20 protein-coding genes, 1 tRNA gene and 2 pseudogenes are annotated in these 22,237 nt (G+C 70.9%); 14 read left to right on the top strand and 9 right to left on the bottom strand.

All coding sequences use genetic code 11. From position 1 onward, the window contains the following. Positions 1-57: 57 nt before the first annotated feature. Positions 58-2,184 carry a protein kinase domain-containing protein gene (locus tag OG242_RS14520; protein WP_405898569.1) on the bottom strand — a complete coding sequence of 709 codons (2,127 nt, stop codon included), beginning with the start codon at positions 2,182-2,184 and terminating at the stop codon, positions 58-60. A 142-nt stretch (positions 2,185-2,326) separates the two neighbouring features. Here OG242_RS14520 and OG242_RS14515 point away from each other — a divergent pair, with 142 nt between their 5' ends. Continuing rightward, positions 2,327-3,043, top strand: a complete 717-nt coding sequence (locus OG242_RS14515) for a GntR family transcriptional regulator (RefSeq protein ID WP_405898568.1) — start codon at positions 2,327-2,329, stop codon at positions 3,041-3,043. A 126-nt stretch (positions 3,044-3,169) separates the two neighbouring features. Next, positions 3,170-3,820 carry a hypothetical protein gene (locus OG242_RS14510; RefSeq protein ID WP_405898567.1) on the top strand — a complete coding sequence of 217 codons (651 nt, stop codon included), beginning with the start codon at positions 3,170-3,172 and terminating at the stop codon, positions 3,818-3,820. Positions 3,821-3,867: 47 nt separating this feature from the next. Here OG242_RS14510 and OG242_RS14505 read toward each other — a convergent pair whose 3' ends face one another. Beyond that, complete coding sequence (locus OG242_RS14505; protein ID WP_405901610.1) at positions 3,868-4,653, bottom strand: SLATT domain-containing protein; 786 nt, start codon at positions 4,651-4,653, stop codon at positions 3,868-3,870. Between the two features lie 389 nt (positions 4,654-5,042). Here OG242_RS14505 and OG242_RS14500 point away from each other — a divergent pair, with 389 nt between their 5' ends. The 7 genes from OG242_RS14500 to OG242_RS14470 all read left to right on the top strand — a co-directional run bounded on the left by OG242_RS14500 (position 5,043) and on the right by OG242_RS14470 (position 11,482). After that, on the top strand, positions 5,043-5,381 hold the full coding sequence (locus OG242_RS14500; protein WP_405901609.1) for a YbaB/EbfC family nucleoid-associated protein: 339 nt from the start codon (positions 5,043-5,045) through the stop codon (positions 5,379-5,381). Between the two features lie 79 nt (positions 5,382-5,460). Continuing rightward, positions 5,461-6,060, top strand: coding sequence for a recombination mediator RecR (gene recR / locus OG242_RS14495; RefSeq protein ID WP_018514171.1), 600 nt, complete (start codon positions 5,461-5,463; stop codon positions 6,058-6,060). A gap of 89 nt (positions 6,061-6,149) precedes the next feature. Continuing rightward, positions 6,150-6,809, top strand: a complete 660-nt coding sequence (locus OG242_RS14490) for a DUF5063 domain-containing protein (RefSeq protein WP_405898566.1) — start codon at positions 6,150-6,152, stop codon at positions 6,807-6,809. A 215-nt stretch (positions 6,810-7,024) separates the two neighbouring features. Then, complete coding sequence (locus tag OG242_RS14485; RefSeq protein WP_360860490.1) at positions 7,025-8,296, top strand: aspartate kinase; 1,272 nt, start codon at positions 7,025-7,027, stop codon at positions 8,294-8,296. After that, positions 8,293-9,357 (top strand): aspartate-semialdehyde dehydrogenase, encoded by a 1,065-nt coding sequence (locus OG242_RS14480; RefSeq protein WP_405898565.1) that lies wholly within the window; start codon positions 8,293-8,295, stop codon positions 9,355-9,357. The genes OG242_RS14485 and OG242_RS14480 overlap by 4 nt, the downstream gene beginning before the upstream one ends. Positions 9,358-9,740: 383 nt before the next feature. Then, on the top strand, positions 9,741-10,316 hold the full coding sequence (locus OG242_RS14475) for a SigE family RNA polymerase sigma factor (RefSeq protein ID WP_093708096.1): 576 nt from the start codon (positions 9,741-9,743) through the stop codon (positions 10,314-10,316). Then, entirely contained in the window at positions 10,313-11,482 is a 1,170-nt protein-coding gene (locus OG242_RS14470; protein ID WP_405898564.1) for a hypothetical protein, read from the top strand. Before OG242_RS14475 ends, OG242_RS14470 begins: the two co-directional genes overlap by 4 nt. Positions 11,483-11,590: 108 nt before the next feature. Here the strand turns inward: OG242_RS14470 and OG242_RS14465 are convergent, their stop codons facing one another. Both OG242_RS14465 and OG242_RS14460 read right to left on the bottom strand, forming a co-directional pair. Continuing rightward, a complete protein-coding gene (locus OG242_RS14465; protein ID WP_405898563.1) occupies positions 11,591-12,439 on the bottom strand; it encodes an SURF1 family protein in 849 nt (282 codons plus the stop codon). A gap of 72 nt (positions 12,440-12,511) precedes the next feature. Next, on the bottom strand, positions 12,512-14,398 hold the full coding sequence (locus OG242_RS14460; RefSeq protein WP_405898562.1) for a S9 family peptidase: 1,887 nt from the start codon (positions 14,396-14,398) through the stop codon (positions 12,512-12,514). Between the two features lie 70 nt (positions 14,399-14,468). Here OG242_RS14460 and OG242_RS14455 point away from each other — a divergent pair, with 70 nt between their 5' ends. Beyond that, positions 14,469-15,305: a class I SAM-dependent methyltransferase gene (locus OG242_RS14455; protein ID WP_405898561.1), complete on the top strand. Its 837-nt coding sequence runs from the start codon at positions 14,469-14,471 to the stop codon at positions 15,303-15,305. 53 nt (positions 15,306-15,358) lie between these two features. Here the strand turns inward: OG242_RS14455 and OG242_RS14450 are convergent, their stop codons facing one another. Continuing rightward, positions 15,359-16,165, bottom strand: a complete 807-nt coding sequence (locus OG242_RS14450) for an SGNH/GDSL hydrolase family protein (RefSeq protein WP_405898560.1) — start codon at positions 16,163-16,165, stop codon at positions 15,359-15,361. Positions 16,166-16,433: 268 nt separating this feature from the next. Between OG242_RS14450 and OG242_RS14445 the strand changes: the two genes are divergently transcribed. Next, positions 16,434-16,925 (top strand): hypothetical protein, encoded by a 492-nt coding sequence (locus tag OG242_RS14445; RefSeq protein ID WP_405898559.1) that lies wholly within the window; start codon positions 16,434-16,436, stop codon positions 16,923-16,925. 43 nt (positions 16,926-16,968) lie between these two features. Here OG242_RS14445 and OG242_RS14440 read toward each other — a convergent pair. Then, positions 16,969-17,777: pseudogene (locus OG242_RS14440) on the bottom strand (IS5 family transposase). Positions 17,778-17,851: 74 nt separating this feature from the next. Here OG242_RS14440 and OG242_RS14435 point away from each other — a divergent pair. Beyond that, a complete protein-coding gene (locus tag OG242_RS14435; protein WP_405901608.1) occupies positions 17,852-18,049 on the top strand; it encodes a helix-turn-helix domain-containing protein in 198 nt (65 codons plus the stop codon). Between the two features lie 5 nt (positions 18,050-18,054). Here OG242_RS14435 and OG242_RS14430 read toward each other — a convergent pair whose 3' ends face one another. Then, the gene (locus OG242_RS14430; protein ID WP_405898558.1) at positions 18,055-18,699 is read right to left on the bottom strand and encodes a DUF6461 domain-containing protein; all 645 of its coding nucleotides are present in this window, start codon (positions 18,697-18,699) and stop codon (positions 18,055-18,057) included. A 209-nt stretch (positions 18,700-18,908) separates the two neighbouring features. Between OG242_RS14430 and OG242_RS14425 the strand changes: the two are divergent. Next, positions 18,909-19,749 (top strand): annotated as a pseudogene (locus OG242_RS14425) (IS3 family transposase). Between the two features lie 775 nt (positions 19,750-20,524). On the opposite strand, the gene OG242_RS14420 reads toward OG242_RS14425, so the two are convergent. Next, a tRNA-Pro gene (locus OG242_RS14420) sits at positions 20,525-20,598 on the bottom strand. A gap of 95 nt (positions 20,599-20,693) precedes the next feature. Then, positions 20,694-21,635 carry a metallophosphoesterase gene (locus OG242_RS14415; protein ID WP_405898557.1) on the bottom strand — a complete coding sequence of 314 codons (942 nt, stop codon included), beginning with the start codon at positions 21,633-21,635 and terminating at the stop codon, positions 20,694-20,696. Positions 21,636-21,714: 79 nt separating this feature from the next. Here OG242_RS14415 and OG242_RS14410 point away from each other — a divergent pair, with 79 nt between their 5' ends. Next, positions 21,715-22,179 (top strand): GatB/YqeY domain-containing protein, encoded by a 465-nt coding sequence (locus OG242_RS14410; protein ID WP_405898556.1) that lies wholly within the window; start codon positions 21,715-21,717, stop codon positions 22,177-22,179. The last annotated feature ends 58 nt before the right edge of the window (positions 22,180-22,237 follow it).

Genomic DNA, 22,237 nt, shown 5'->3' with positions numbered 1-22,237 from the left:
GCGCGGCCGGATTTCGACCGGCCCGCAGTCGCTCCCGGAGCACCGCGGAACGTCCTGTCAGCCCGTCTTCGTGTACGTGAGCTTCTCGCCGCTGGACGTGTTCTCCCGGCTGAGGCTCCCGTCCGGGAGCAGGGTGAGCGTGGTCGGGGCGCCGGGGGTGCAGGAGGCCGCCGGCTCGCCCTCCGTCACGGTGGAGGGGCCGATCCGCACCGCCTCGCCCTCGGTGGCCTCGGCCGTCAGGGGGGCTTCGAAGACGCAGCGGTAGGAGCCGCCACTGTCGAGCGGGCCCTCGGCGGTCAGGGTGAGGACGGTGTCGCCCGCCTCGCCCTGGCGGATGACCAGTTCACGGGTGGAGTGGCCGGTGGCGTTGTCGATGCTGCCGGACCAGGAGCCGAGGTAGCCCTCAGGGACACCGCCCTCCTCGCCGTTGGCCCCGTCGTCGCTGGGCGAGGGGTCGGGGGAGACGTCGGGGGAGGGGGAGTCGTCGATGGCCTGCGACGGGGAGGGGCCGGCCGAGTGGGTGGGCTTCGCCGTGGGCGTCCCGCCCTTGTCGTTCATGAGCGCGTAGACGGACCCGCCGGCCCCGATGGCGACCAGTACGGCGACCACGATCAGGGCGATGGTGGAGCCGCTGCTCCTGCGGGCCGGTTCCGGGGCGGGGGCCGGGTGCTGAGTGCCGGCCGGGTAGCCGGGGCCGTACGGAGGAGTGGCTCCGGGGCCGGGCTGCTGCGGGTAGCCGTACGGGTAGCCGTGGTCCGGGCTCGGCTGCTGCGGATAGCCGTAGGGCAGGCCCTGGTGGGGCTGCTGCGGGTGGCCGTAGCCCTGGACGTGCTGTGGCTGGGCCGGCTGGTGCGGGTAGCCGTAACCGGGCGGGGGAGGCGTGGCCGGGTGCCCGCTCGCCGGGGGCGTGACTCCGGCGGCACCGGCGGCCGCGGTGGGGAGCGAGTGGACGGGGCCGGGCGCGGGCTGCCCGGGGGAGGGGAGCGGGGCGGTCGGCCCGGTGGGGGCGTCGAGTATCTCGGTGGGCGGCTCGGGGCCGGGGTCGGCGGGGGCGCCGGCTGCCGCGGCCACAGGGGCGGCCGGCTTGGTGAGGGGGACCGCGCCCTGCGGCATCCCGTCCTCCGGTTCGGCACCCGGTCCCGCACCCGGTCGCACGCCCGGAACCGCGTCGGCCGGGGCTGCCTTCTCCGGCACCGCGTCGGCCGGCACCGCGTCCCCCGGCACCGCGTCCCCCGGCACCGCGTGCTCCGGGTCCTCCGAGTCGAGCAGTTCCACGGCATGGCGGCCGAGTTGGGCGATGAGCGCGCCCGGCAGCCAGGGCTCCGCGCTGTCGTCGCCGTCCGCCAGCAGGCCCAGGATTTCGTCCGTGGACGGCCTGGCCTGCGGGTCCTTGTGGAGGCAGCCCCGGATGAGGTCGTCGAGGCCCGCCGTGACCCCGGTCAGGTCCGGGTCCTCCTGCGCGATGCGGAACAGCAGGGCGTGCATCTCGTTGGCCGCGGCGCCGAAGGGGAGCCGCCCGGTCAGGGCGTACGTCAGCACCGACCCCAGGCAGAACACGTCGCTCGCCGCGCTCACCCGCTCGCCCCGCACCTGCTCCGGGGACATGAAGCCGGGCGAACCGACCAGTGCGCCGGTGCGGGTGAGGCCGCCGTCGGTGACGGTGTCCAGGGCCCTGGCAATCCCGAAGTCGATGACGCGTGGACCGTCGATCGTGAGCAGGATGTTGGAGGGCTTCAGGTCCCGGTGGATGAGGCCGGCCGTGTGGATGGCCTTCAGGGCATGCGCGAGACCGGCGCCGAGAATACGGACGGACCGTTCCGGCAGCGGGCCGAACGTGCCGGGGGCCGGGCCGGATCCGGTGTCGGACCGGCCCGAGACGGTCGCGTGGAGAGAGGGCCCCGCCACATATCCGGTGGCGACCCATGGCACGTCGGCCTCGGTGTCGGCGTCCAGCACGGGCGCGGTCCAGGTGGAGCCCACCCGGCGGGCGGCCCGCACCTCCTGGCGGAACCGGTCGCGGAACACCTGCTGCGCGGCGAGTTCCTCGCGTACGAGTTTGAGCGCGACCGTACGGCCGCGGTCGGAACGGGCCAGATAGACCTGGCCCATGCCGCCCGCGCCGAGTCGCCCCAGCAGGCGGTACGCGCCGATGCGCTGAGGATCGGTGGACCCGAGCTTCTCCATGGTGTGCGGCCTCCCCCGTACGACAACACGCCGGACGGGGACGAGAATAGCGGCGTGGTCCGTCCCGCCGGGGGCCTCGGGGGCTCCTGACCGGTCCGGAGCCGGTCTAAGGTGACCCGGAACCGAATCGGGGAGGGGCGCCATGTGCGCGAGCGGAGCCGTCACCCGCAGCACCCTGCGGCAGCAGATCGCGGACGCGCTGCGTGACGAGGTGCTCGCCGGGCGTCTGCTGCCGGGACGTGAGTTCACCGTCAAACAGATCGCCGAGCAGTACGGGGTCTCCGCGACGCCCGTCCGCGAGGCGCTGTTCGACCTGTCCGCGCAGGGCCTCCTCGAATCCGACCAGCACCGCGGCTTCCGGGTGCACCAGTTCACGGTCGCGGACTACCGGGCGATGGTGGAGGCCCGCGCCCTGGTCATGGACGGGGTCATCCGGGGCGTCTTCCACGACCCGGTCCCCGCGCCGCGCGCCGACTACCGGGACGCGCTCGTGTCCGTACGCCGACGTGCCGAGGAGGCCGCCCGCGCCGCGCGCTCGGGGGACCTGGACATCCTCATCGGCTACGACCTGCGCTTCTGGCGCGAGCTGGGCGGCCTCATCGGCAACGGCTACATCAGCGACTTCCTGCACCGGCTGCGCGTCCAGGCATGGGTGTTCGCCGTGCCGTACCTGCGGGGCGACGCGGACATGCGGGACTGGCTGTGGAACGGCCACGCCGAACTGGTCGCCGCGATCACGCAACGGGACCGCGAGGCCCTGCGCGCGGTGATCGACGGCTACAACGGCCACGCGCTGAGCTGGGCGGACCGCCTGGCCGGTCCGGAGCCGGCCGCGGAGGAGGACCAGGGGCGCTCCTGACCCCCGCGGGCACCGGCCGCCGCCCCACCGCGCCCCGGGCCGGTCGTGAGCGACCACTGTGCGCGCGGTGCCTGCCGCATTACGCTGGCCCGACCACCGCACGCCCCCGTTGGAGAGCGAGACTTCGTGGCCTGTGACCTGTGGCTGGTCCCCCTCGTCGATGTGCTGTGCCACAGCCCCGACAACCCCTTCGCCGAAGAGATCGCCCTCTACGACAAGGCCCTGGGCGAGGCCGGACTGCCGCCCGTCCCCGTCTACGCGTACATGCCGGGACTGACCGGGGACGTGGCCCCGGTCGCGGGCTTCGACTACGAGGCCCTGCACTTCCTGCGCCGCGCCTATCTGCTCCAGCTCAGCGGCCTCGCCGTCACGCCGGTCGACGAGCTGGGCGGGGACTACGAGCAGTTGCTGGAGATGTTCGAGCAGACCGCCCGCCAGTCGCACCTGGTGTGGCACTTCGACCACGCGGGGGCGTACGTGCCCCTCGACTTCGCCGCCCCGGTCTCCACCGACGACCTGCTGGCGGGCGGCGGCCCGCTCGGTTCGGCCCATGGGCTGCTGCGGGAGCTGGAGTTCGTCGCCCCGGCCATCGGCATCGATCCGCTGAACCCGCCGCCCGCCCCCCTGCCGCCCGCCGCCCCCACCGAGCTGGAGGAACCGGCGAGCTCCGTCCCGTACGACGACAACCCCTTCGCCCGGGAGCGCCACGTCTGGCTCGGCCTGCACGCCGCGGCCACCCGCAGCCTCGCCCAGGGGTCGATGATCGTCTTCAGCTGACGCGGCCCCGGTGTCCCGCGCCGGACCCCGCACCGGCCGGTGAACGGTCAGCGCGGGGACTCCGGCGGCCGCTGCCGCGGCATGTTCGGCCGGCCCATCGACTGGAGCGGGAAGCGGCCGGGCGCGCTCCCCGGCTCCGGGCGCCCGTTCCCGGAGCCGCCGGAGACCAGGGCCTGCATGCCCAGCGGCGCTGGGCCGGCACGGAACTCCACCATCCAGTCGGCGGTCTCCGACCGTACGAGCTCCGTGATGTCCTCGGAGAAGCGCCGCAGCACCCCCAGGCACCGCTCGGTCGCCTCGCTCGCCGTGCCCTCGGCCGGGCCGAGCACCTCCCGTACGCACTCCGACGCCCAGTCGAACCGGAGCACCTGGAGCCGCCGCTGCACGGCCTGCGCGGTCGCGAGGTTCCTTATCCAGCCCGAGGTCAGGCCGAAGTACCGGTCGCACGCCATGCACGCGGCGCCCAGCAGCAGCGACAGATACCCCCAGCCGGCCGCACCGTGCAGCGCGCCGGTCAGGTCGAGCAGCGGCAGGGCGGCACCCGCGACCACCCCGGCCGCGGTGCCCGTCCGCAGCGCCCTGGCCGCGCGCCGCTTCCAGAGCCGGTCGTTCAGATACCAGTCGGCGGTGCGCAGCGCGTCCGCCTCCAGCCACCGGTAGAGCTCGTCCAGCCGCGGGGCGGGCTCCCCCCAGTCGCCCAGCGGGAACGGCTCGCCGGTCAGGTCACGGCCCCGCCCCGCACGGTCCTCGGTGCCGGAGCCCGTACCGGAAGGAGCGGCCGCACCTGCCGGGCCGGACGCGCCGGACTTGCGGGGCGGCACTTCGGGCTGCATCTCCGGCTGACTCACCGGGGTACTCCTCTGCATGCTGCATAGCGACGCGTGCTCACGACCGCGTACTCGACGACGGGGCGGATCTCTGCTCCCTGGCTGCTCGGTGCCCCTGGACGCGACGGGCAGTCCCCCGTGCGTAACCATGCGTGACGGGAAGTATGCGCGTGCGTACCGGGACGCATGCCCTTCCTACCGCCGAATGGTGGGCCATGGGGTCGAAATCGCGGTATTCCCGGGTGCGCACGGCCTCTGGTCAGGTATAGGAGTCCCGGCACCGCTCTCCCGATCTCACCCGAAAGAGTTGCGCCTCGGCGGGTAGGGCGCGTCGCCCGGGGACAACGTAGGCTCGGCGTACCGAAACATTTGTCGTCGAAATGCCTGGAGTGACCGTGATTCCCGGTGGTGGTCAGCCCGATATGCAGCAGCTGCTGCAGCAGGCCCAGAAGATGCAGCAGGAGCTCGCCCAGGCCCAGGAGGAGCTCGCCAGGACCGAGGTCGACGGCCAGGCGGGCGGCGGTCTGGTCAGGGCGACGGTCAACGGCTCGGGCGAGCTGCGCGGCCTGGTGATCGATCCGAAGGCGGTGGACCCGGAGGACACCGAGACCCTCGCGGACCTCGTCGTCGCGGCGGTCCAGGCGGCCAACGAGAACGCCCAGCAGCTCCAGCAGCAGAAGCTCGGCCCGCTGACCCAGGGGCTGGGCGGTGGCATGCCCGGCCTGCCGTTCTGACCGGCCGCATACCCAAGACCGTACGTACCCCCTACGGTACGTACCACGACTCAGCCGACTCAGTCAGGAAGGCGTTCCGTTGTACGAAGGCGTGGTTCAGGACCTCATCGACGAACTGGGCAGGCTGCCCGGCGTCGGTCCCAAGAGCGCGCAGCGGATCGCCTTCCACGTGCTGCAGGCGGAGCCCACGGACGTACGGCGCCTGGCCCACGCCCTCCTGGAGGTCAAGGACAAGGTCCGCTTCTGCGCGGTCTGCGGCAACGTGGCCCAGCAGGAGGAGTGCGGCATCTGCCGCGACCAGCGCCGCGACCGGTCGGTCATCTGCGTGGTCGAGGAGCCCAAGGACGTCGTCGCGATCGAGCGGACCCGTGAGTTCCGGGGCCGCTACCACGTACTGGGCGGGGCGATCAGCCCCATCGAGGGCGTCGGTCCGGACGATCTGCGCATCCGCGAGCTGCTGGCCCGCCTCGCCGACGGTTCCATCACCGAACTGATCCTGGCGACCGACCCCAACCTGGAGGGCGAGGCCACCGCGACGTACCTGGCGCGGATGGTCAAGCCCATGGGGCTGCGCGTCACCCGGCTGGCCAGCGGTCTGCCGGTGGGCGGCGACCTGGAGTACGCGGACGAGGTCACTCTCGGCCGCGCCTTCGAGGGGAGGCGACTGCTGGATGTCTGACGGTTCCCCCGGCACTCACGAGGGCTTTACGTTCGGCGCGGTTATCTTCTACTCACCGTCTCCGACCGTGCACACGGGAGGTCTCCTCGATGTCTGACGCCACGTTGAACACCGTCACGCAGGACCCCGGCGATTTCGCGGTCCAGATCGCGGACCAGATCAAGACGTTCATCGTCGCGGTCACCGAGGTGTCCAGGGTCAAGGAGCCGGAAGAGGCCGTTCCGGTCCTGCTCCTCCAGGTCTCCCAGCTGCTGCTGGCCGGCGGCCGGCTCGGCGCGTACGAGGACATCGTCCCCGACGAGCGCTACGAGCCGGACCTGGGCGCCGAGCCGGACGCCGACGGCCTGCGCGAGCGCTTCGCGGCCCTCCTGGAGCCGATCGACGTCTATTCCGAGGTCTTCGACCCGTACGAGCCCCGCAAGTCCCCGGTCCCGGCCCGCATCTCCGACGACCTGGCCGACCTCGTCACGGACCTGCGCCACGGCCTGGCCCACTACGAGGAGGGCCGCACCACCGAGGGCCTGTGGTGGTGGCAGTTCTCCTACTTCTCCAACTGGGGCTCCACAGCTTCCGCCACCCTGCGCGCTCTCCAGTCCCTGATCGCCCACATCCGCCTCAACCAGCCCCTCCAGGAGCTGGACGGCCTGGACACCGACCAGGACGCGGGCGACGACGATCTCGCCGAGGAGGCGGGCCGCGTCATGTTCGAGGAGATCGCGGGACCGCTGGGACTGCGCCCCGCGAAGTAGGCGGGGCCTCGGTCGGCCCGGCCACGTGTGGGCTGGGCCACAAAGGGGAATGGGTACGTGTTCGGTGGGCAGCAGCGCGGTACGAGCGGTTCGGAGGCGACGCGCCGATGATCACTTGGTGAGCGGGACATCTCACCATGTGGTATCGGCGGGGCGTTTCCGGGCTGCTCGATAAACTGAGCCGACCGCAGTAATGGACTGAGCGAGGAGCGCACGTGGGCCTTGTCGTGCAGAAGTACGGAGGCTCCTCCGTAGCCGATGCCGAGGGCATCAAGCGCGTCGCCAAGCGAATCGTCGATGCCAAGAAGAACGGCAACCAGGTGGTTGTCGTGGTGTCAGCGATGGGCGACACGACGGACGAGTTGATCGATCTCGCCGAGCAGGTATCCCCGATACCGGCCGGGCGTGAGTTCGACATGCTGCTGACCGCGGGAGAGCGGATCTCCATGGCGCTGCTGGCCATGGCGATCAAGAACCTGGGCCACGAGGCCCAGTCGTTCACCGGCAGCCAGGCAGGCGTCATCACCGACTCGGTCCACAACAAAGCGCGCATCATCGATGTGACGCCGGGCCGTATCCGTACGGCGCTGGACGAGGGGAACATCGCGATCGTCGCGGGGTTCCAGGGTGTGTCCCAGGACAAGAAGGACATCACCACCCTCGGCCGCGGCGGGTCCGACACCACCGCCGTCGCGCTCGCGGCCGCGCTGGATGCCGAGGTATGTGAGATCTACACCGATGTGGACGGCGTTTTCACCGCCGACCCGCGGGTCGTGAAGAAGGCCCGCAAGATCGACTGGATCTCCTTCGAGGACATGCTGGAGCTGGCCGCGTCCGGCTCCAAGGTGCTGCTGCACCGGTGCGTCGAGTACGCACGCCGTTACAACATCCCGATCCACGTCCGCTCCTCCTTCTCCGGACTGCGCGGCACCTGGGTCAGCAACGAGCCGCAAGGGGACCAGCAGGTGGAGCACGCCATCATCTCCGGAGTCGCCCATGACGTCTCCGAGGCCAAGATCACCGTCGTCGGCGTGCCCGACAAGCCGGGCGAGGCCGCCGCGATCTTCCGTACGATCGCGAACGCCGAGGTCAACATCGACATGGTGGTGCAGAACGTCTCCGCCGCCTCGACCGGCCTGACGGACATCTCGTTCACGCTCCCCAAGTCCGAGGGCCGCAAGGCCATCGACGCCCTGGAGCGCAACCGTGGCGTGATCGGCTTCGACTCGCTGCGCTACGACGACCAGATCGCCAAGATCTCCCTGGTCGGCGCAGGTATGAAGACCAACCCCGGGGTCACCGCGGGCTTCTTCGAGGCGCTCTCCGACGCCGGCGTGAACATCGAGCTGATCTCGACATCCGAGATCCGCATCTCGGTGGTCACCCGCGCCGACGACGTCAACGAGGCCGTCCGCGCGGTCCACACCGCCTTCGGCCTCGACAGCGACTCCGACGAGGCAGTCGTGTACGGGGGCACCGGCCGATGACCGCACGCCGCCCTTCGCTCGCGGTCGTCGGTGCGACCGGGGCGATCGGTGGCGTCATGCTCCAGATCCTCTCGCAGCACGCGGACGTCTGGGGCGAGGTCAGACTCGTCGCCTCACCGCGCTCGGCCGGCCGCAAGCTGGTCGTACGCGGTGAGGAGAGCGAGGTCCTCGGACTCACCGAGGACGTCTTCGAGGGCGTCGACGTGGCGCTCTTCCTGGTGCCCGCCGAGGTCTCCGCGCAATGGGCCCCGGTCGCCGCGTCCAAGGGCGCCGTCGTCATCGACGACTCCGCGGCCTTCCGTACGGACGACGACGTTCCGCTCGTCGTGCCCGAGATCAACCCGCACGCCGTACGGATGAGACCGCGCGGCATCGTCGCGAACCCGAACTGCACCACGCTCGCGCTGATCGTCGCGGTCGGCGCCCTGCACGCCGAGTTCGGCCTGCGCGAGCTGGTCGTCTCCTCCTACCAGGCCGTCAGCGGCGCCGGGCGCGACGGAGTCGCCGTCCTGCGCGAACAGCTGTCGATGGTGGCCGGCACCGAACTCGGTACGAAGCCGGGCGACGTGCGCCGCGTGGTGGGCGACACCCAGGGCGGCCCGTTCGCCGCGCCGGTCGCGCTCAACGTCGTCCCCTGGGCCGGGACGGACGCCGGGGACGGCTGGTCGTCGGAGGAACTGGCCATCCGCGAGGAGTGCCGCAAGATCCTCGGCCTCCCGGGCCTGCGGGTGTCGGCGACCTGCGTCTACGTACCCGTCGTCGCCACCCACTCGATGTCCGTGCACGCCCGCTTCGAGAACGAGGTCGCGGTCGACCGGGCCCACGAGATCCTGGCGACCGCTCCCGGAGTGGTGCTGTACGACAGTCCGGGCGCCGGCGACTTCCCCACCCCGTCCGACGTGGTGGGCACCGACCCGACCTGGGTCGGCCGGGTCCGGCGCTCGCTGGACGATCCGCAGGCGCTGGAGCTCTTCGTCTGCGGCGACAACCTCCGCAAGGGCGCGGCGCTCAACGTGGCGCAGATCGCCGAATCGGTGGCCGCCGAGTTTCCCCGGTCCTGAACGACCGTGATCACGAGGTCCGGATCGAACCCTTTTTGTACTTTCTGTGCACGATCTGTGAGCAACTTGCTGGTCTGAACCTCTTGAGCTGGGCAGTCGCCGTGACAGACGATGACCTTTCGGTTCGTTGCAACCGCGGATCGGGCGCCAGGCGTCTAAGCGGTCACTTCTTGCGCGGCGGGGCGCATGTGCGGGGCATCTGGGGAAGAGCGGGTACGTATGAAGGCATATCGCAGGGCTTCAAACGCGGTGCCGTATGCGTACAACCCTGACGGGGGGAAGCGTGTCCAACTGGCGTGGCAGAGGTTCTCGATATCACAGTGGTGGGCCCCTTGCGCGGCGCTTCGGTGCGACCGCTCCGACGGGCCCGCGCAGCCGGCGGCATGCCGGTGATCGCGCCCATGCCCGCCGCGCGTCGGACGGGGCTGCCGGCGCAGCGCGAGGGCGCTGAGGAGAGCGTGGCAGCCGGAACCACCGTCGACCATCTCACCGAGACCTACCGCGCCCACTACCGTTCGCTGCTCGGCCTCGCGGCCCTGCTGCTGGACGACACGGCGTCCTGCGAGGACGTCGTGCAGGAGGCGTTCATCCGCGTGCACTCCGCGCGCAGCCGGGTCCGCGAGCCCGAGAAGACTCTCGCGTACCTGCGCCAGACCGTCGTCAACCTCTCCCGCTCCGCGCTCCGGCGCCGCATCCTCGGGCTGAAGCTGCTCTCGAAGCCGATGCCGGACATGGCGAGTGCGGAGGAGGGCGCGTACGACCAGCTGGAGCGGGACGCGTTGATCAAGGCGATGCGCGGGCTGCAGAGGCGCCAGCGCGAGGTGCTGGTCCTGCGCTACTTCGCGGACATGACCGAGGCCCAGGTCGCCGAGACGCTGGGGATATCCCTGGGCTCGGTGAAGGCGTACGGGTCGCGCGGCATCGCGGCCCTGCGCGTGGTGATGGAGGCGCAGGTATGAGCCGGCGCGGTGACCACCACGAGCACGAGCATGAACAGGCCCCGCGGCTAGGAGGCCGGGGCACGGAGGACGGCGACACGGTGGGCTTCACGACCCCGGCCGGCCCGTTCGGCGTGAGCGACCCCTTCGGCGACGGCGACGACGGGGACGCGCTGCGCCGCATGATGCACGGCGTGGTGCAGGGCCTGGAGCCGAGCGAGGGCAGCCTCGACCGGCTGCACCGTGCGGTGCCCGCACGGCGTGCCCGGCGACGGCAGGCCCTGGTCGGGGCGGCGGCCGCCGCGCTGCTGATCGGCACCGCCGTCCCCGCGTTCGTCCACGTCGCGAACTCGGAGGGTTCGAGCACCGCCAGCCCTGCCATCGTCGGACACGGCGAACAGGCGCAGGGCGGCAACGGCGACGACCCCGGCGCGGACTCCGGCAACGGAGGCGGTGGCGAGAGCGGCGGCGGACACCCGGACGGGGGCCAGGGGCTCCCGGAGAGCACCGCGAGTCCGTCCGACAGCAGCGGCCAGGGGCAGGACGGTGACACGACCGGCGCGTCCGCCGACCCCGCCGCCAGCGCGGCGGGCGGCCTGCCCGCGTGCGACCCGGGTCAGCTCGGCGTGAGGTCGGCGACGACCGGCGCCGCGGGTGCCGACGGCACGGTGTACGGGGCCTTCCGCATCGCCAACGTGTCCGGCACGGACTGTTCGGTGAGCAGCGGGGGCACCGTGGGGTTCGAGGCGATGGGCGCCGCCGACCGGACCCGGATCGACGTCGTCCGGCACACCGAGGGCGATCCCGCGTCCGGTCTGCCCGACCCGGCCACCGAGGAGTCCACCGTCCTGCTGAAGCCGGACATGGCCTACGAGGTGCAGTTCGCCTGGGTCCCCAAGGAAACCTGTCCGTCCACCGGCGGCTCGCCCTCCCCGACGCCGACGGACAGCACGGCGGGCGCGGGCAGCGGCGGCTCCGCCGGGGTTGCGGCGGCCGGCGGCACGGGGGAGACCGAGACGGCTACGGAGCCGCAGTTCGGCACCGCCGACGGCACGGGTACCGCACAGGGCAGCGTCTCCGTGCAGCACACCCCGGAGCCGGGTGCCCCGGTCGCCGCGACGAAGATCGACAACGCCTGCGCGGGGACGATCTACCGGACGGGCGTCCTGGAGCCTTCGTCGCCGTAGAAGTGTCGGAGCAGGAGCAGGAGCAGGAGCAGGAGCAGGAGCCGTCGCAGGAGCGGGAGGGGGCCGGGCGCGGAGCCGGGCGGGGCCGGTCTGCGGCCCCCTGGCCCCTCAAGCCCCGGGACGGGCCTCCGCCTCGGCGCCCGGCGCCTCCGCCTCGGGGACCAGTCCCAGCTTCAGGTCCCTGGCCGCCTCGGCCTCGCGGCGCAGCAGGCGGAACCACATGAAGACCACGAACGCGGCGAAGACGAACCACTCACCCGTGTAGCCGAGGTTCTGGAAGGCCTTGAGGTCGAGCCCCCCGCCCTCCGGCGCGGCGGCCGGCACCGGGCGCAGCGCGGTCGCTCCGGCCCGGGCGGCACCACCGGCCGCCTCCGTCGAGGTGCCTTCGCCGCTCTTCGGGAGCGTCACCCAGGCGTCGTACACGTCGTACGGCACGAGGTTGACCAGCGACGCGGCGCTGATCATGCCCACCTGGCCGTCCGGCAGCCCGCCCGTCACGCCCACCCCCGCGGTGCCCGCGTTCTCCGAAGCCTGGAGGTCGCCGGTCACCGTGACCCGGCCGGCCGGCGCGGGCGGCACCTGGGTGTGTCCGGGCTTCCCGGGCAGCCAGCCGCGTACCACCGGCAGGGCCTTGCCGCTGTCGGTGCGCAGCATGTCCAGGACGTAGAAGCCCTTGCGGTCGTCCAGCTCGCGGCCGGGCACCAGGAAGCGGTCCGCGTACCGGCCGCTCGCGGTGGCGGGCCGGCCGGAGGTCTCCGTGTCAACGGGCAGCAGCTCGTCGAGCGGCTCGGCGGCCCGGGTGCCCGGGGCGGGCTGCTTCTCGGCGGCCTCGTGCGTGTGCACGCGGTCCTCGAAGCGGCCGAGCTGCCAGGTGCCCATGAACACGCAGAACGGGATGGCCAGCACGACGAAGAGGTTGATCCCCCACCATCGCGGGGTCAGCAGGAACCGGTACACCCCTCCACGGTACGGTCCCCGCTCCGTCCGGCCGGAGCGGGGGCACCCGAAAAGCCTCCCTTTATTCGGCCCCTACGCGTCGCCGCCCGGGGCCCCCTCTTCCGGACCAGTGGGGTCGCCGGGCCCCGCGGGCGAGAGCCCCGCCAGGTGGCGCCGGGCGAAGCCGAGCTCCAGCCGGACCTGCTTGATCCGCTCCTCCACGACGAGCGAGCCGTGACCGGCGTCGTACCGGTAGACCTCGTGCACCGCGTCGCGTTCCTTCAGCCGGTCCACGTAGTTCTCGACCTGGCGGATCGGGCAGCGCGGGTCGTTGACGCCGGCCGAGATGTAGACGGGGGCCCGCACGGCGTCGACGTACGTCAGGGGCGACGATGCCTCGAACCGCTCGGGCACCTCCTCCGGCGTCCCGCCCAGCAGTGTGCGGTCCATCGCCTTCAGGGCCTCCATCTCGTCGTGGTACGCCGTCACGTAGTCCGCGACGGGGACCGCGGCCAGGCCGAGGGCCCAGTCACCGGGCTGCGTACCGAGGCCGAGCAGGGTGAGGTAGCCGCCCCAGGATCCGCCGGACAGGACCAGCGCGGCCGGGTCCGCGAGGCCGGACTTCACCGCCCACTCCCGCACCGCCGCGATGTCCTCCAGCTCGATCAGCCCGACCCGGTGCTTGAGCGCGTCCGTCCACGCCCGCCCGTATCCGGTCGAGCCGCGGTAGTTGACCCGGACGACCGCGTAGCCGTGGTCCACCCAGGCGGCGGGCCCGGCCGCGAAGGCGTCGCTGTCGTGCCAGGTCGGGCCGCCGTGGATCTCGAAGACTGTCGGGAACGGCCCCTCGGCGGGGGCGGCCGGGCGCTGGACGAGCGCGTGGATACGGCCGCCGGGGCCCTCCACCCACACGTCCTCGACCGGCATCGACCCGGGTGCTTCGGCACCCGGCGGGTCCAGCACCACCGCACCGGTCGTCGACCGGACCACCGGCGGCTCGGCCGCCGACGACCAGAGGTACTCCACCGTCCCGTCCGGCCGGGCCGTGGCGCCCGAGACCGTACCGGTGGGCGTCTCCACCCGCACCAGCCTGCCGTCGGACGCGGCGGGCTCGTACCGCCAGAGCTCGCTGCGGGCCTCGAAGCCGTGCTCGATGAGGAGCGCGGAGCCGTCCGGATACCACTCGGCGCCCACATCGCCCGGCAGATCGATGGCCAGGTCCGTCTGCGTGCCCGCCACCGGGTCCCAGATCATCGGCTCCCAGCGCCCACGCCTCTGGTGCCCGACCAGCAGCCGGGTGTCCCCGGCGACCGGGGCGAAGCCGAGGACCGCGAGGCCCAGCTCCTTCGTACCCCCCGCGGTGTCGTCCAGCTCCGCGACCGTCGTCCCGTCCGGCCGCACCACGCGCAGCGCGGAGTGCATCGCGTCCCCGTGCTCGGTGTGCTCCAGGGCGATCAGCGTCCCGTCGTGCGACAGGTCCCCGACCCCGGCCGACTCGCGGTGGCGGTAGATCTCGACGGGGTCCGCGCCCGGCCGTACGACGTGGACCGTCGTGCCGTCCTCGTCCGTCGAACGGCCGATCACCGCCGTGTTGTCCCGGCCGATCGCGAGCCCGGCCGGGTAGGAGGGTGCGAGGCCGGGGGCGGCAGGCTCGTTCGCCGTCTCGACCCCGCCGTGGAACGGCCGCCGCATCCACACACCGAACTCGTCCCCGTCGGTGTCGTCGAACCACCACACGGCCTCGCCGTCCGGCGTCAGTACGCCGTCCGTCGTGCCGTTCGGCCGGTCGGTCACCTGGCGCTGCTCGCCGGTCGCCCGGTCCCATGTGTACAGCTCGTAGGTGCCCGTAGCGTTGGACACGAACAACGCGCGGTCCGGCGCGTCCTCGGCCCAGTCGGGCAGCGATACCCGGGGAGCCCGGAAACGCTGCTCCCACAGCGGGACGGATGCGTTCGTCGACGAACCTGTTGCCTCAGTCATGACCCCATTCTGCGTCGAACGCCCGACAATCCGTTCGCTTCGTCCGCAGCCTGTGGATAACCTCGCCGACATGTCCACCGCTCCGATACCGCCCGACTGGCGCGAGGCCAACCGCAGGCTGTGGGATGAGCGTGTGCCCATCCACGCCGGCAGTGACTTCTACGACCTCGACGCCTTCCGTACCGGGAAGGACGCCCTGCGGCCCTTCGAGCTGGCCGAGGTCGGTGACGTGACCGGCCGGTCGCTGCTGCACCTGCAGTGCCACATCGGACTGGACACGCTCTCCTGGGCACGGCACGGCGCCGCGCAGGTCGTCGGCCTCGACTTCTCCGAACCGGCCGTCGAGACCGCCCGCGCCCTCGCCGAGGACCTGGGGCTCGGCCCCGACCGCGCGGCCTTCGTCGCCGCCGACGTGTACGACGCGGCCCAGGCCGTACCGGACTCCTCGTACGACATCGTCTACACGGGCGTCGGCGCGCTGAACTGGCTGCCCGACATCGGCCGCTGGGCCGAGACGGTCGCGTCACTGGTGGCGCCGGGCGGCTTCCTGTACCTCGCGGAGTTCCATCCGCTCACGGACTGCCTCGACGACGAGACGGGTTCGCGGATCGTGCACGACTACTTCAGCCGCGAGGCATGGGTGGACGAGACGCCGGGTACGTACGCGGACTTCGACGCCCCGACCGTCCACAACCGCAGCGTCGAGTGGCAGCACCCGGTGGGCAGTGTGGTGTCCGCGCTGGCCGCCGCGGGCCTGCGGATCGAGTTCCTGCACGAGCACGACGCCTCGCTCTTCGCCCGTTTCCCGGTTCTGAAACGCGGAGCGGACGACTTCTTCCGCTACCCGTCGGACCGGCCGCGCATCCCCTTGATGTACTCGCTCAAGGCGACCCGTCCGGCAGCATGACGGAGGGGCGGCACCGCCGAGACGGTGCCGCCCCTCGTCTGCGCTCTTCCGCCTTACGCCGCGGAGCGGAACGCGGGCAGGTAGCCGCCCGACTGGCCCTCGGGCTTCGGGTGGTACGAGTTGTAGACGGGGATCGAGACGCTGTGCAGCCACGGATCGCCGGAGCAGATCTCGTGTCCGGTGAACTCGTCGGCGACCCCGGAGAAGGTGAACCCGGCGTTCGCCGCCTGCTTGGCGATGACGCCGTTCAGCACGTCGGAGGCGTTGTTGATGGCCGTACGCGCCTTGTCGGACAGGCCGACGAGGCAGCTCCCGCCGATCTTGTAGAAGCGGGGGTACCCCAGCACCACGACATGAGCCTGCGGTGCCCTGGAGTGGATGGAGGAGTACAGCGAACTCAGCCCGGACGGCAGCGTGTTGTTCATCTTCCCGACGGCCGTGTCCACAGCCGCGATGCACGCGGACTCGCCGGACAGCACGCAGTCCTGCATGACGTCGGCGAACCCGACGTCATTTCCGCCCGCAGTGACGCTCACCAACGAGGTGGACGTGGTGAGCGACCCCAGCTGGCTGCCGGAAACGGTGCTCGTGGTGGCGCCCGAACAGGCGACGAAGGTGAACGACGACGGCGAGTTCGCCGCCGCCCAGAGGTACGGGTAGGCCTTGGTGCTGCGCCGGCAGTCACCGCTGTCGGACAGATAGCTCCCCGCGCCGACACCGGACGAGTACGAGTCGCCCAGAGCGACGTACCCGCCGGCGGCGGCCGAGGGGGATGCCGAAGCCGGCTGGGCCAGACCCAGTGCGGCAGCGGCGACGAGGAGCAGAGTGGATGCGGACGCCCAGAATCTCCGTACTGACATAGCTGTCAGCCCTCCGAAGTGTGGGGGGTGGGTGGGGGGTTGAGTGAGCGTCCCCTGTTGTAGCAGCTGCCGGTACCGGTCGGTAATAGTTGTGCGAGAACCCGCCGGAATTGCCCGAATGATCAGTCGGGGGTCATAGCTCCGCGCGTAGACCGACCGCCAACTCGTCCTGGAACGAAGGTTTTAGAGCTCGTAACACGATCACGAGCGGAGCGCTTCGGAATCCTCGTGGGCTGCGCGCCGCGACGGGCGTGGCATCGTCGTACAGATGAGCCACGTGAACAACGCTGTCCGTTCCTCCGAAGGCGCCTGGGTCTTCGGCCTGGAGGAGATAGCCGCCGCTGACGCGAGCGAGGACGGCTCGATGCATCAGGTCGCTCCCGCCTTCGGTAGGACTCTGATCAGGGCCCCCGAGGACACGCCCCAGGCTTTGCGATGGGCAGCGGAGGAGTTTGTTGACCAGTGCGGGCCTGACTGGGCAGTCTCGTCTCTGCTCCTGCAATGGCTCAAGATCGAGGCCGGCGACGAGCTGCTACTTGGCGTGGAAAGCTGCGTCCTGGAGCGCGTCTCCGACGATCAGATCCGCCTTCACGCCAACTACAACCAATGGGACGATCTGGTCGTCCCTGTCTCAGTTGTTCGACGCATGCTGGTCGACATGGCTCACTTCATCGTCACGGAGGCCCGCCACCCGCTCCCTGCCTGGCGAATCAGGCGACTGGGAGTTCGGGACCGGAGCCGCAGGCGCGATGCCAAGTAGGTCGACATGTGCGGGCTTGGTCCAATTCCTTCCGTTGTGGTGATCACTCACTTCTCTTCTTGAGGCGTCGGTAGCAGATGAGGCTGCAGGCGAGGGAGACGAAGGCGTCGTGGAGTTCGGTGCGGCGTTCCCAGCGGACGGCGAGTCGTTTGAAGTGGTGGAGCAGGGTGAAGGTCTGCTCGACGACGTATCGCAGCTTGCCGATGCCTTTGATGTTCGGTGATCCCTTGCGGGAGATGACGGGCAGGATCCGTCGGCGACGCAGTTCGTCACGGTTGGGATTGGAGTCGTAGCCCTTGTCGCCGAGCAGGGCCTCGGGCCGTCGTCGGGGCCGGCCGCGGCGGCCCGCGACGGGTGGGATGCCGTCGACCAGGGCGAGGGTCTGGGTGACGTCGTTGACGTTGGCCGCGGTCGTGATCACCTTGAGCGGGGTGCCGCGTCCGTCGCAGATCAGGTGGTGTTTGCTGCCCGTCTTCCGCCAGTCGACCGGCGACGGGCCGGTGTCGGGTCCCCCTTTTTCGCGCGGATGTGGGAACCGTCCACACACGCACGCGACCAGTCGAGTTCGCCGGCCGCATTCAGCCTGGCGAGCAGGATCCGATGCAACTGGTCGAAGACTCCCGCCTTCTGCCACCGGTCCAGCCGGCGCCAGCACGTCTGCCCCGATCCGAACCCCAGCTCCAAGGGCAGGAGTTGCCAGGCTATGTCGTTGTAGAGGACGAACAGGGTGCCCTAGAGGCAGAGCCGGTCCGGCACCGGTCTCGGCCCTGGCGACCGCTCCGGCCATGGCGGCAGCAACGGCTCGACCAGAGCCCACAACGCATCGTCCACGATCCACGGTCGGGTGCCCACACCTCACGAACGGCCGAATCATCACACCGGTAACGGCCTACCAGGACGATTCAGCAAGATCGTGTTACGAGCTCATAACCCGTTCCCGCGCAGCGCGCGGATTCGCTCAGCGCCAGCTGGCCGAACGAGTGACTGCGCTCGGCCGCCCCATGACCATCACGATGCTGTCCCGCATCGAATGCCGGCAGCGCCGCTGCGACGTCGACGACCTCGTCGCCATCGCAGCCGCCCTCGACGTCTCGCCGCTCACGCTGCTCGCTGAGACGAGTTAGCACCGTCAGCCGAACGGCAGGATCACCAGTGGAACCTGGCGTAGGGCGCTCAGGGTGAGCGGGAGGCCGGCCAGAGCGCAGATGGCACGCATGGTGATGGAGCTGTCGGCCTCGCCCGGCTTGAGGCCTTCCTCCTCCACGGTGCCGGCGGCTTCGAATGCGGCGCGCAGTTCGGCGGGCATACGGGGAAGATCCTCCTCCAGGGCGAGACCGTCGACGTCGACCCAAGCGACCTGCTCGCCGTCGACGGCATAGGTGAGGCTGGCGTCCCCGTTGATGCTGAACACGCTCGTGGCCGCCGTCCGTCCATCGGCGGACAGTGCCTCCGCCGCGTCCTCGAAGGTGAATCCGGAGTCGTCGTAGACGAAGGTCCACTCGCCGACGCGTCCCGCCAACAGCGCCGCAGACGATCCCGGGTCCATACCGAGAGCCGCGCACGGCAGTGACGTCCACTCGTCCGGCCTGCTGTCGGGCAGTGCGCAGGGCTGCATCAACCTCGTTTTGGCGCCGAGCCTTTCCAGCGCCTCCGCCGGTTCGATGCCGTGCACGACGTGGAGGATGTGGTGCGGGGCGTCGGAGGCCAGATCACTGATCCATATCGGCGTTCCTTCGGGGTCGAGCGTGTGCGGCGGGAAACCGGGCGTGGGCATCGTGGACCTCATTCCTCAGTGGCGCGCGTGGCCTCGCCGGCAGCGGTGCCGCAGGTGACGCCGGGAGGACCTACGCCTGGCAACGCTCCGATCGGGGAACGACGACCGTTACCGTAGCCCCCGCCCCCTCTCGCCACGGGGCCTCCCTCTGAGTGGTGGACACGCTGATACTGGATCTGCTTGATCCGGAGGAAGCGAGAAGACCGCCGATGGCGATGAAGGACTACTCGGACGAGTTCAAGGCCGATGCCGTGGCCCTGTTCGAGTCCACACCCGGGGCGACCTACAAAAGCATCGCCACTGACCTGGGCATCAACAGGAACACCCTGCGGAACTGGGTGCTGCGGGGCCGTGAACGCCGCAGCGCCGGCCCGGACGCGGGCCGGGACACCAGGTCGGCGACCCGGGCCCCTCAGACGACCCCGTCCTCGGAACCGGACGAGAGGATCCGGCAGCTGGAGGCCAGGGTCGCCGAGCTCGAGGCAAGTGAGCGCAAGCTCGCGACCGAACGGGTCATCCTGCGCAAGACGGCCAAGTATTTCGCCGGGGAGACGAACTGGTGAGGAGCCGCTTCCAGTTCGTCGACGACCACCGGGACGCCTTCGAGGTGAAGCGGCTCTGCCAGGTCCTGGAGGTGAACAGGCCCAGCTACTACAAGTGGCGGGCCGGCCGCGTGGCCCGGGCTGCCCGGCAGCGGGCCGACCACCGCCTGGCGGCGAGGATCCGTGAGGTCCACGACGAGTCCCGCGGCGCTTACGGCTCCCCGCGAGTGACCGCCGAACTCCGCGACCAGGCCTGCGGGTCAACGAGAAGCGGGTCGCCCGCGTCATGCGAAGGTTCTCCATCACCGGCATCCGTTTTCACGCGTCCCTCAAACGCGAGACCCTGTGGGGCGCCCGCGACTACGGCGACCCGGCCACCTGCAGGGCCAGGGTCTTCGCTTGGCTGACCCGCTACAACACCCGCCGTCGGCACTCCGCCACCGGCCACCTCAGCCTCAACGAATACGAACGCCGACACCACGCGGCTAAGCTCACGCTCGCCGCGTGATCAACGAAGCGTGTCCATCATCACGTGGGAAGGCCCTTCCTCGCTGTGAACCGGACCAAGACTGGGTGACCCGGTTCAAACGAAGGAAGGGAACCTTATGCAGAAGCAAGCAGCGCAAGTCGCACCCGAGGGAACCCATGGAGGCGAGAAGGCCAAGGTGTAGTGGTGAAGGAGCCGAGCGACGTGTTGGCGGACTTGGTGCTGGGAGACCCGCCGGACGCGACGGCCGATGTCCTCCATCTCTACAGGGTTGGAAACTGGGCGCCGAAGGACGGGTGGCGGAGCGACGAAGAGGTCCTCACGGAGCTCCTGAAGCTTGCTGCCGTCGACATGAAGGGCGTAGTGGAGGACATCTCCTCGGCTTCTGCCTCGCGCTGGCCGCCGGCACCGAGCACGAGGGCCGGGAGCCGGATGAGAACGGTTTGTTCTATGTCGGCACGGATGCGGGACCGGTGTGTGGCCCGGGGACAGCGCTCCTCGGCGCTCTCATGGTCCAGCGCTTGGGGCGGCGTCCGGGAGACTGCGCTTTCAGACTCCTCGACCCGCCGGAGGATTCCGCCCCAGGGGTGGAGTCCGCTGCTTGACCGCGGGGAGGCTCTGCCGGGCGTCCGTCCCGTAAGTGTCGCGTCGAGGTTCTGCTCGGCAGGCTCAATCGCGGCTCCCTGGGAGCCAACTCCTGAGATCGGCTCCCAAACGGCTCCCAAGACGCCCCCGGAAACCACTCAGGGGCCTGATCCACCAAGTGGATCAGGCCCCTGACCTGGTCTTACGGCTGTCGGGGTGGCGGGATTTGAACCCACGACCTCTTCGTCCCGAACGAAGCGCGCTGCCAAGCTGCGCTACACCCCGATCGCCGCCGGTCTCCCGGCGACATGGACAACTCTAGCCCACCGGCGCCCCGAGACGAAATCCGGTTTTTGTCGTGATCGGCGGGGGCGGCCCGGTCAGGCGTCCCGGGGCGTCAGGGTGAGCAGGGTCGCCTCCGGGGGGCAGGCGACGCGGACCGGGGCGTAGCGGCTCGTACCGCAGCCGGCCGAGACGTGGAGGTAGGCGCGGTTGCCGCCCGAGGTGTGGGTGGAGAGGCCCTTGACGCGGTCCGTGTCCAGGTCGCAGTTGGTGACCAGGGCGCCGTAGAAGGGGATGCAGACCTGGCCGCCGTGGGTGTGACCGGCGAGGATCAGGGGGTAACCGTCCGTGGTGAACGCGTCGAGGGAGCGCAGGTACGGGGCGTGGACCACGCCGATCGAGAGGTCGGCCCCCGTCTCGGGGCCGCCGGCGACCTCGGCGTAGCGGTCACGCTTGATGTGCGGGTCGTCCAGGCCCGTGAAGGCCAGCTCCAGGCCGTCCAGCTTGAGGCGGCCGCGGGTGTTGGACAGGTCGAGCCAGCCCGCCTCGTCGAAGCTGTCGCGCATCGGCTCCCACGGGTTGTGGACGGCGCCGGTCGCCGGGGCGTTGCCGTTGAGCCCGTGCTTGCCCGACGTCTTCTCGAAGAGGTAGCGGACCGGGTTGCGGAGCTTGGGTCCGTAGTAGTCGTTGGAGCCGAACACGTACACCCCCGGGAACTCCATCAGCGGGCCGAGCGCGTCGAGCAGTTCCGGCACCGCCTCGGGGTCGGAGAGGTTGTCCCCGGTGTTCACGACGAAGTCGGGGCGCAGGCCGGCCAGCGACTGGAGCCAGGCCCGCTTCCTGCGCTGTCCGCTGACCATGTGCACGTCCGAGATCTGCAGGACGCGCAACGGGCGTGCTCCTCGCGGGAGCACCGGGACCGTGACCCTGCGCAGGCGGAACGAGCGGACCTCGAAGCCTGCCGCGTAGGCGAGACCGGCGGCGCCGGCCGCGGCGGTGACCGCCGTGATTTTCAGGGGTACTCCGTAGCGTGCGCGCATGCGCCCATCGTCGCAGACGGCGCGCACCCGCAGGAAAACAGGCGGGCGCCGAGCGCCCCGCACCTGCCACAATCTCCCCATGACCACGCTCAAGTCCAAGCTCAAGGAAGACCTCACCACGGCCATGAAGGCGCGTGACGAGCTGACCTCGTCCACGCTCCGGCTGACCCTCACCGCGATCACCAAGGAGGAGGTCGGCGGCACGACCGCCCGCGAACTCTCCGACGACGAGGTGCAGAAGGTGATCGCCAAGGAGGCGAAGAAGCGCCGTGAGGCTGCCGATGCCTTCGCCAAGGGCGGCCGGACCGAGCAGGCGGAGCGGGAGAAGAAGGAGGGCGAGATCCTCGACGCGTACCTCCCGCAGCAGCTGAGCGACGAGGAGCTGACCGCGCTCGTGGCCTCCGCCGTCGACGAGGCGAAGTCCGCCGGGGCCGAGGGGCCGCGCGCGATGGGCGCCGTCATGAAGATCGTCAACCCGAAGGTCGCGGGGCGCGCCGAGGGCGGCCGGGTGGCCGCCGCGGTGAAGAAGCTCCTCGCGGGCTGAGCGGAGCGGGGCTCTGCCCCGTACACACGAGGGCGGGGCGCCCCCGATCACTCGGGAG

This window comes from Streptomyces sp. NBC_00727 (assembly GCF_045161745.1).
In the GTDB taxonomy this organism is placed as follows: domain Bacteria; phylum Actinomycetota; class Actinomycetes; order Streptomycetales; family Streptomycetaceae; genus Streptomyces.
This window is presented reverse-complemented; position numbering and strand designations above follow the sequence as displayed.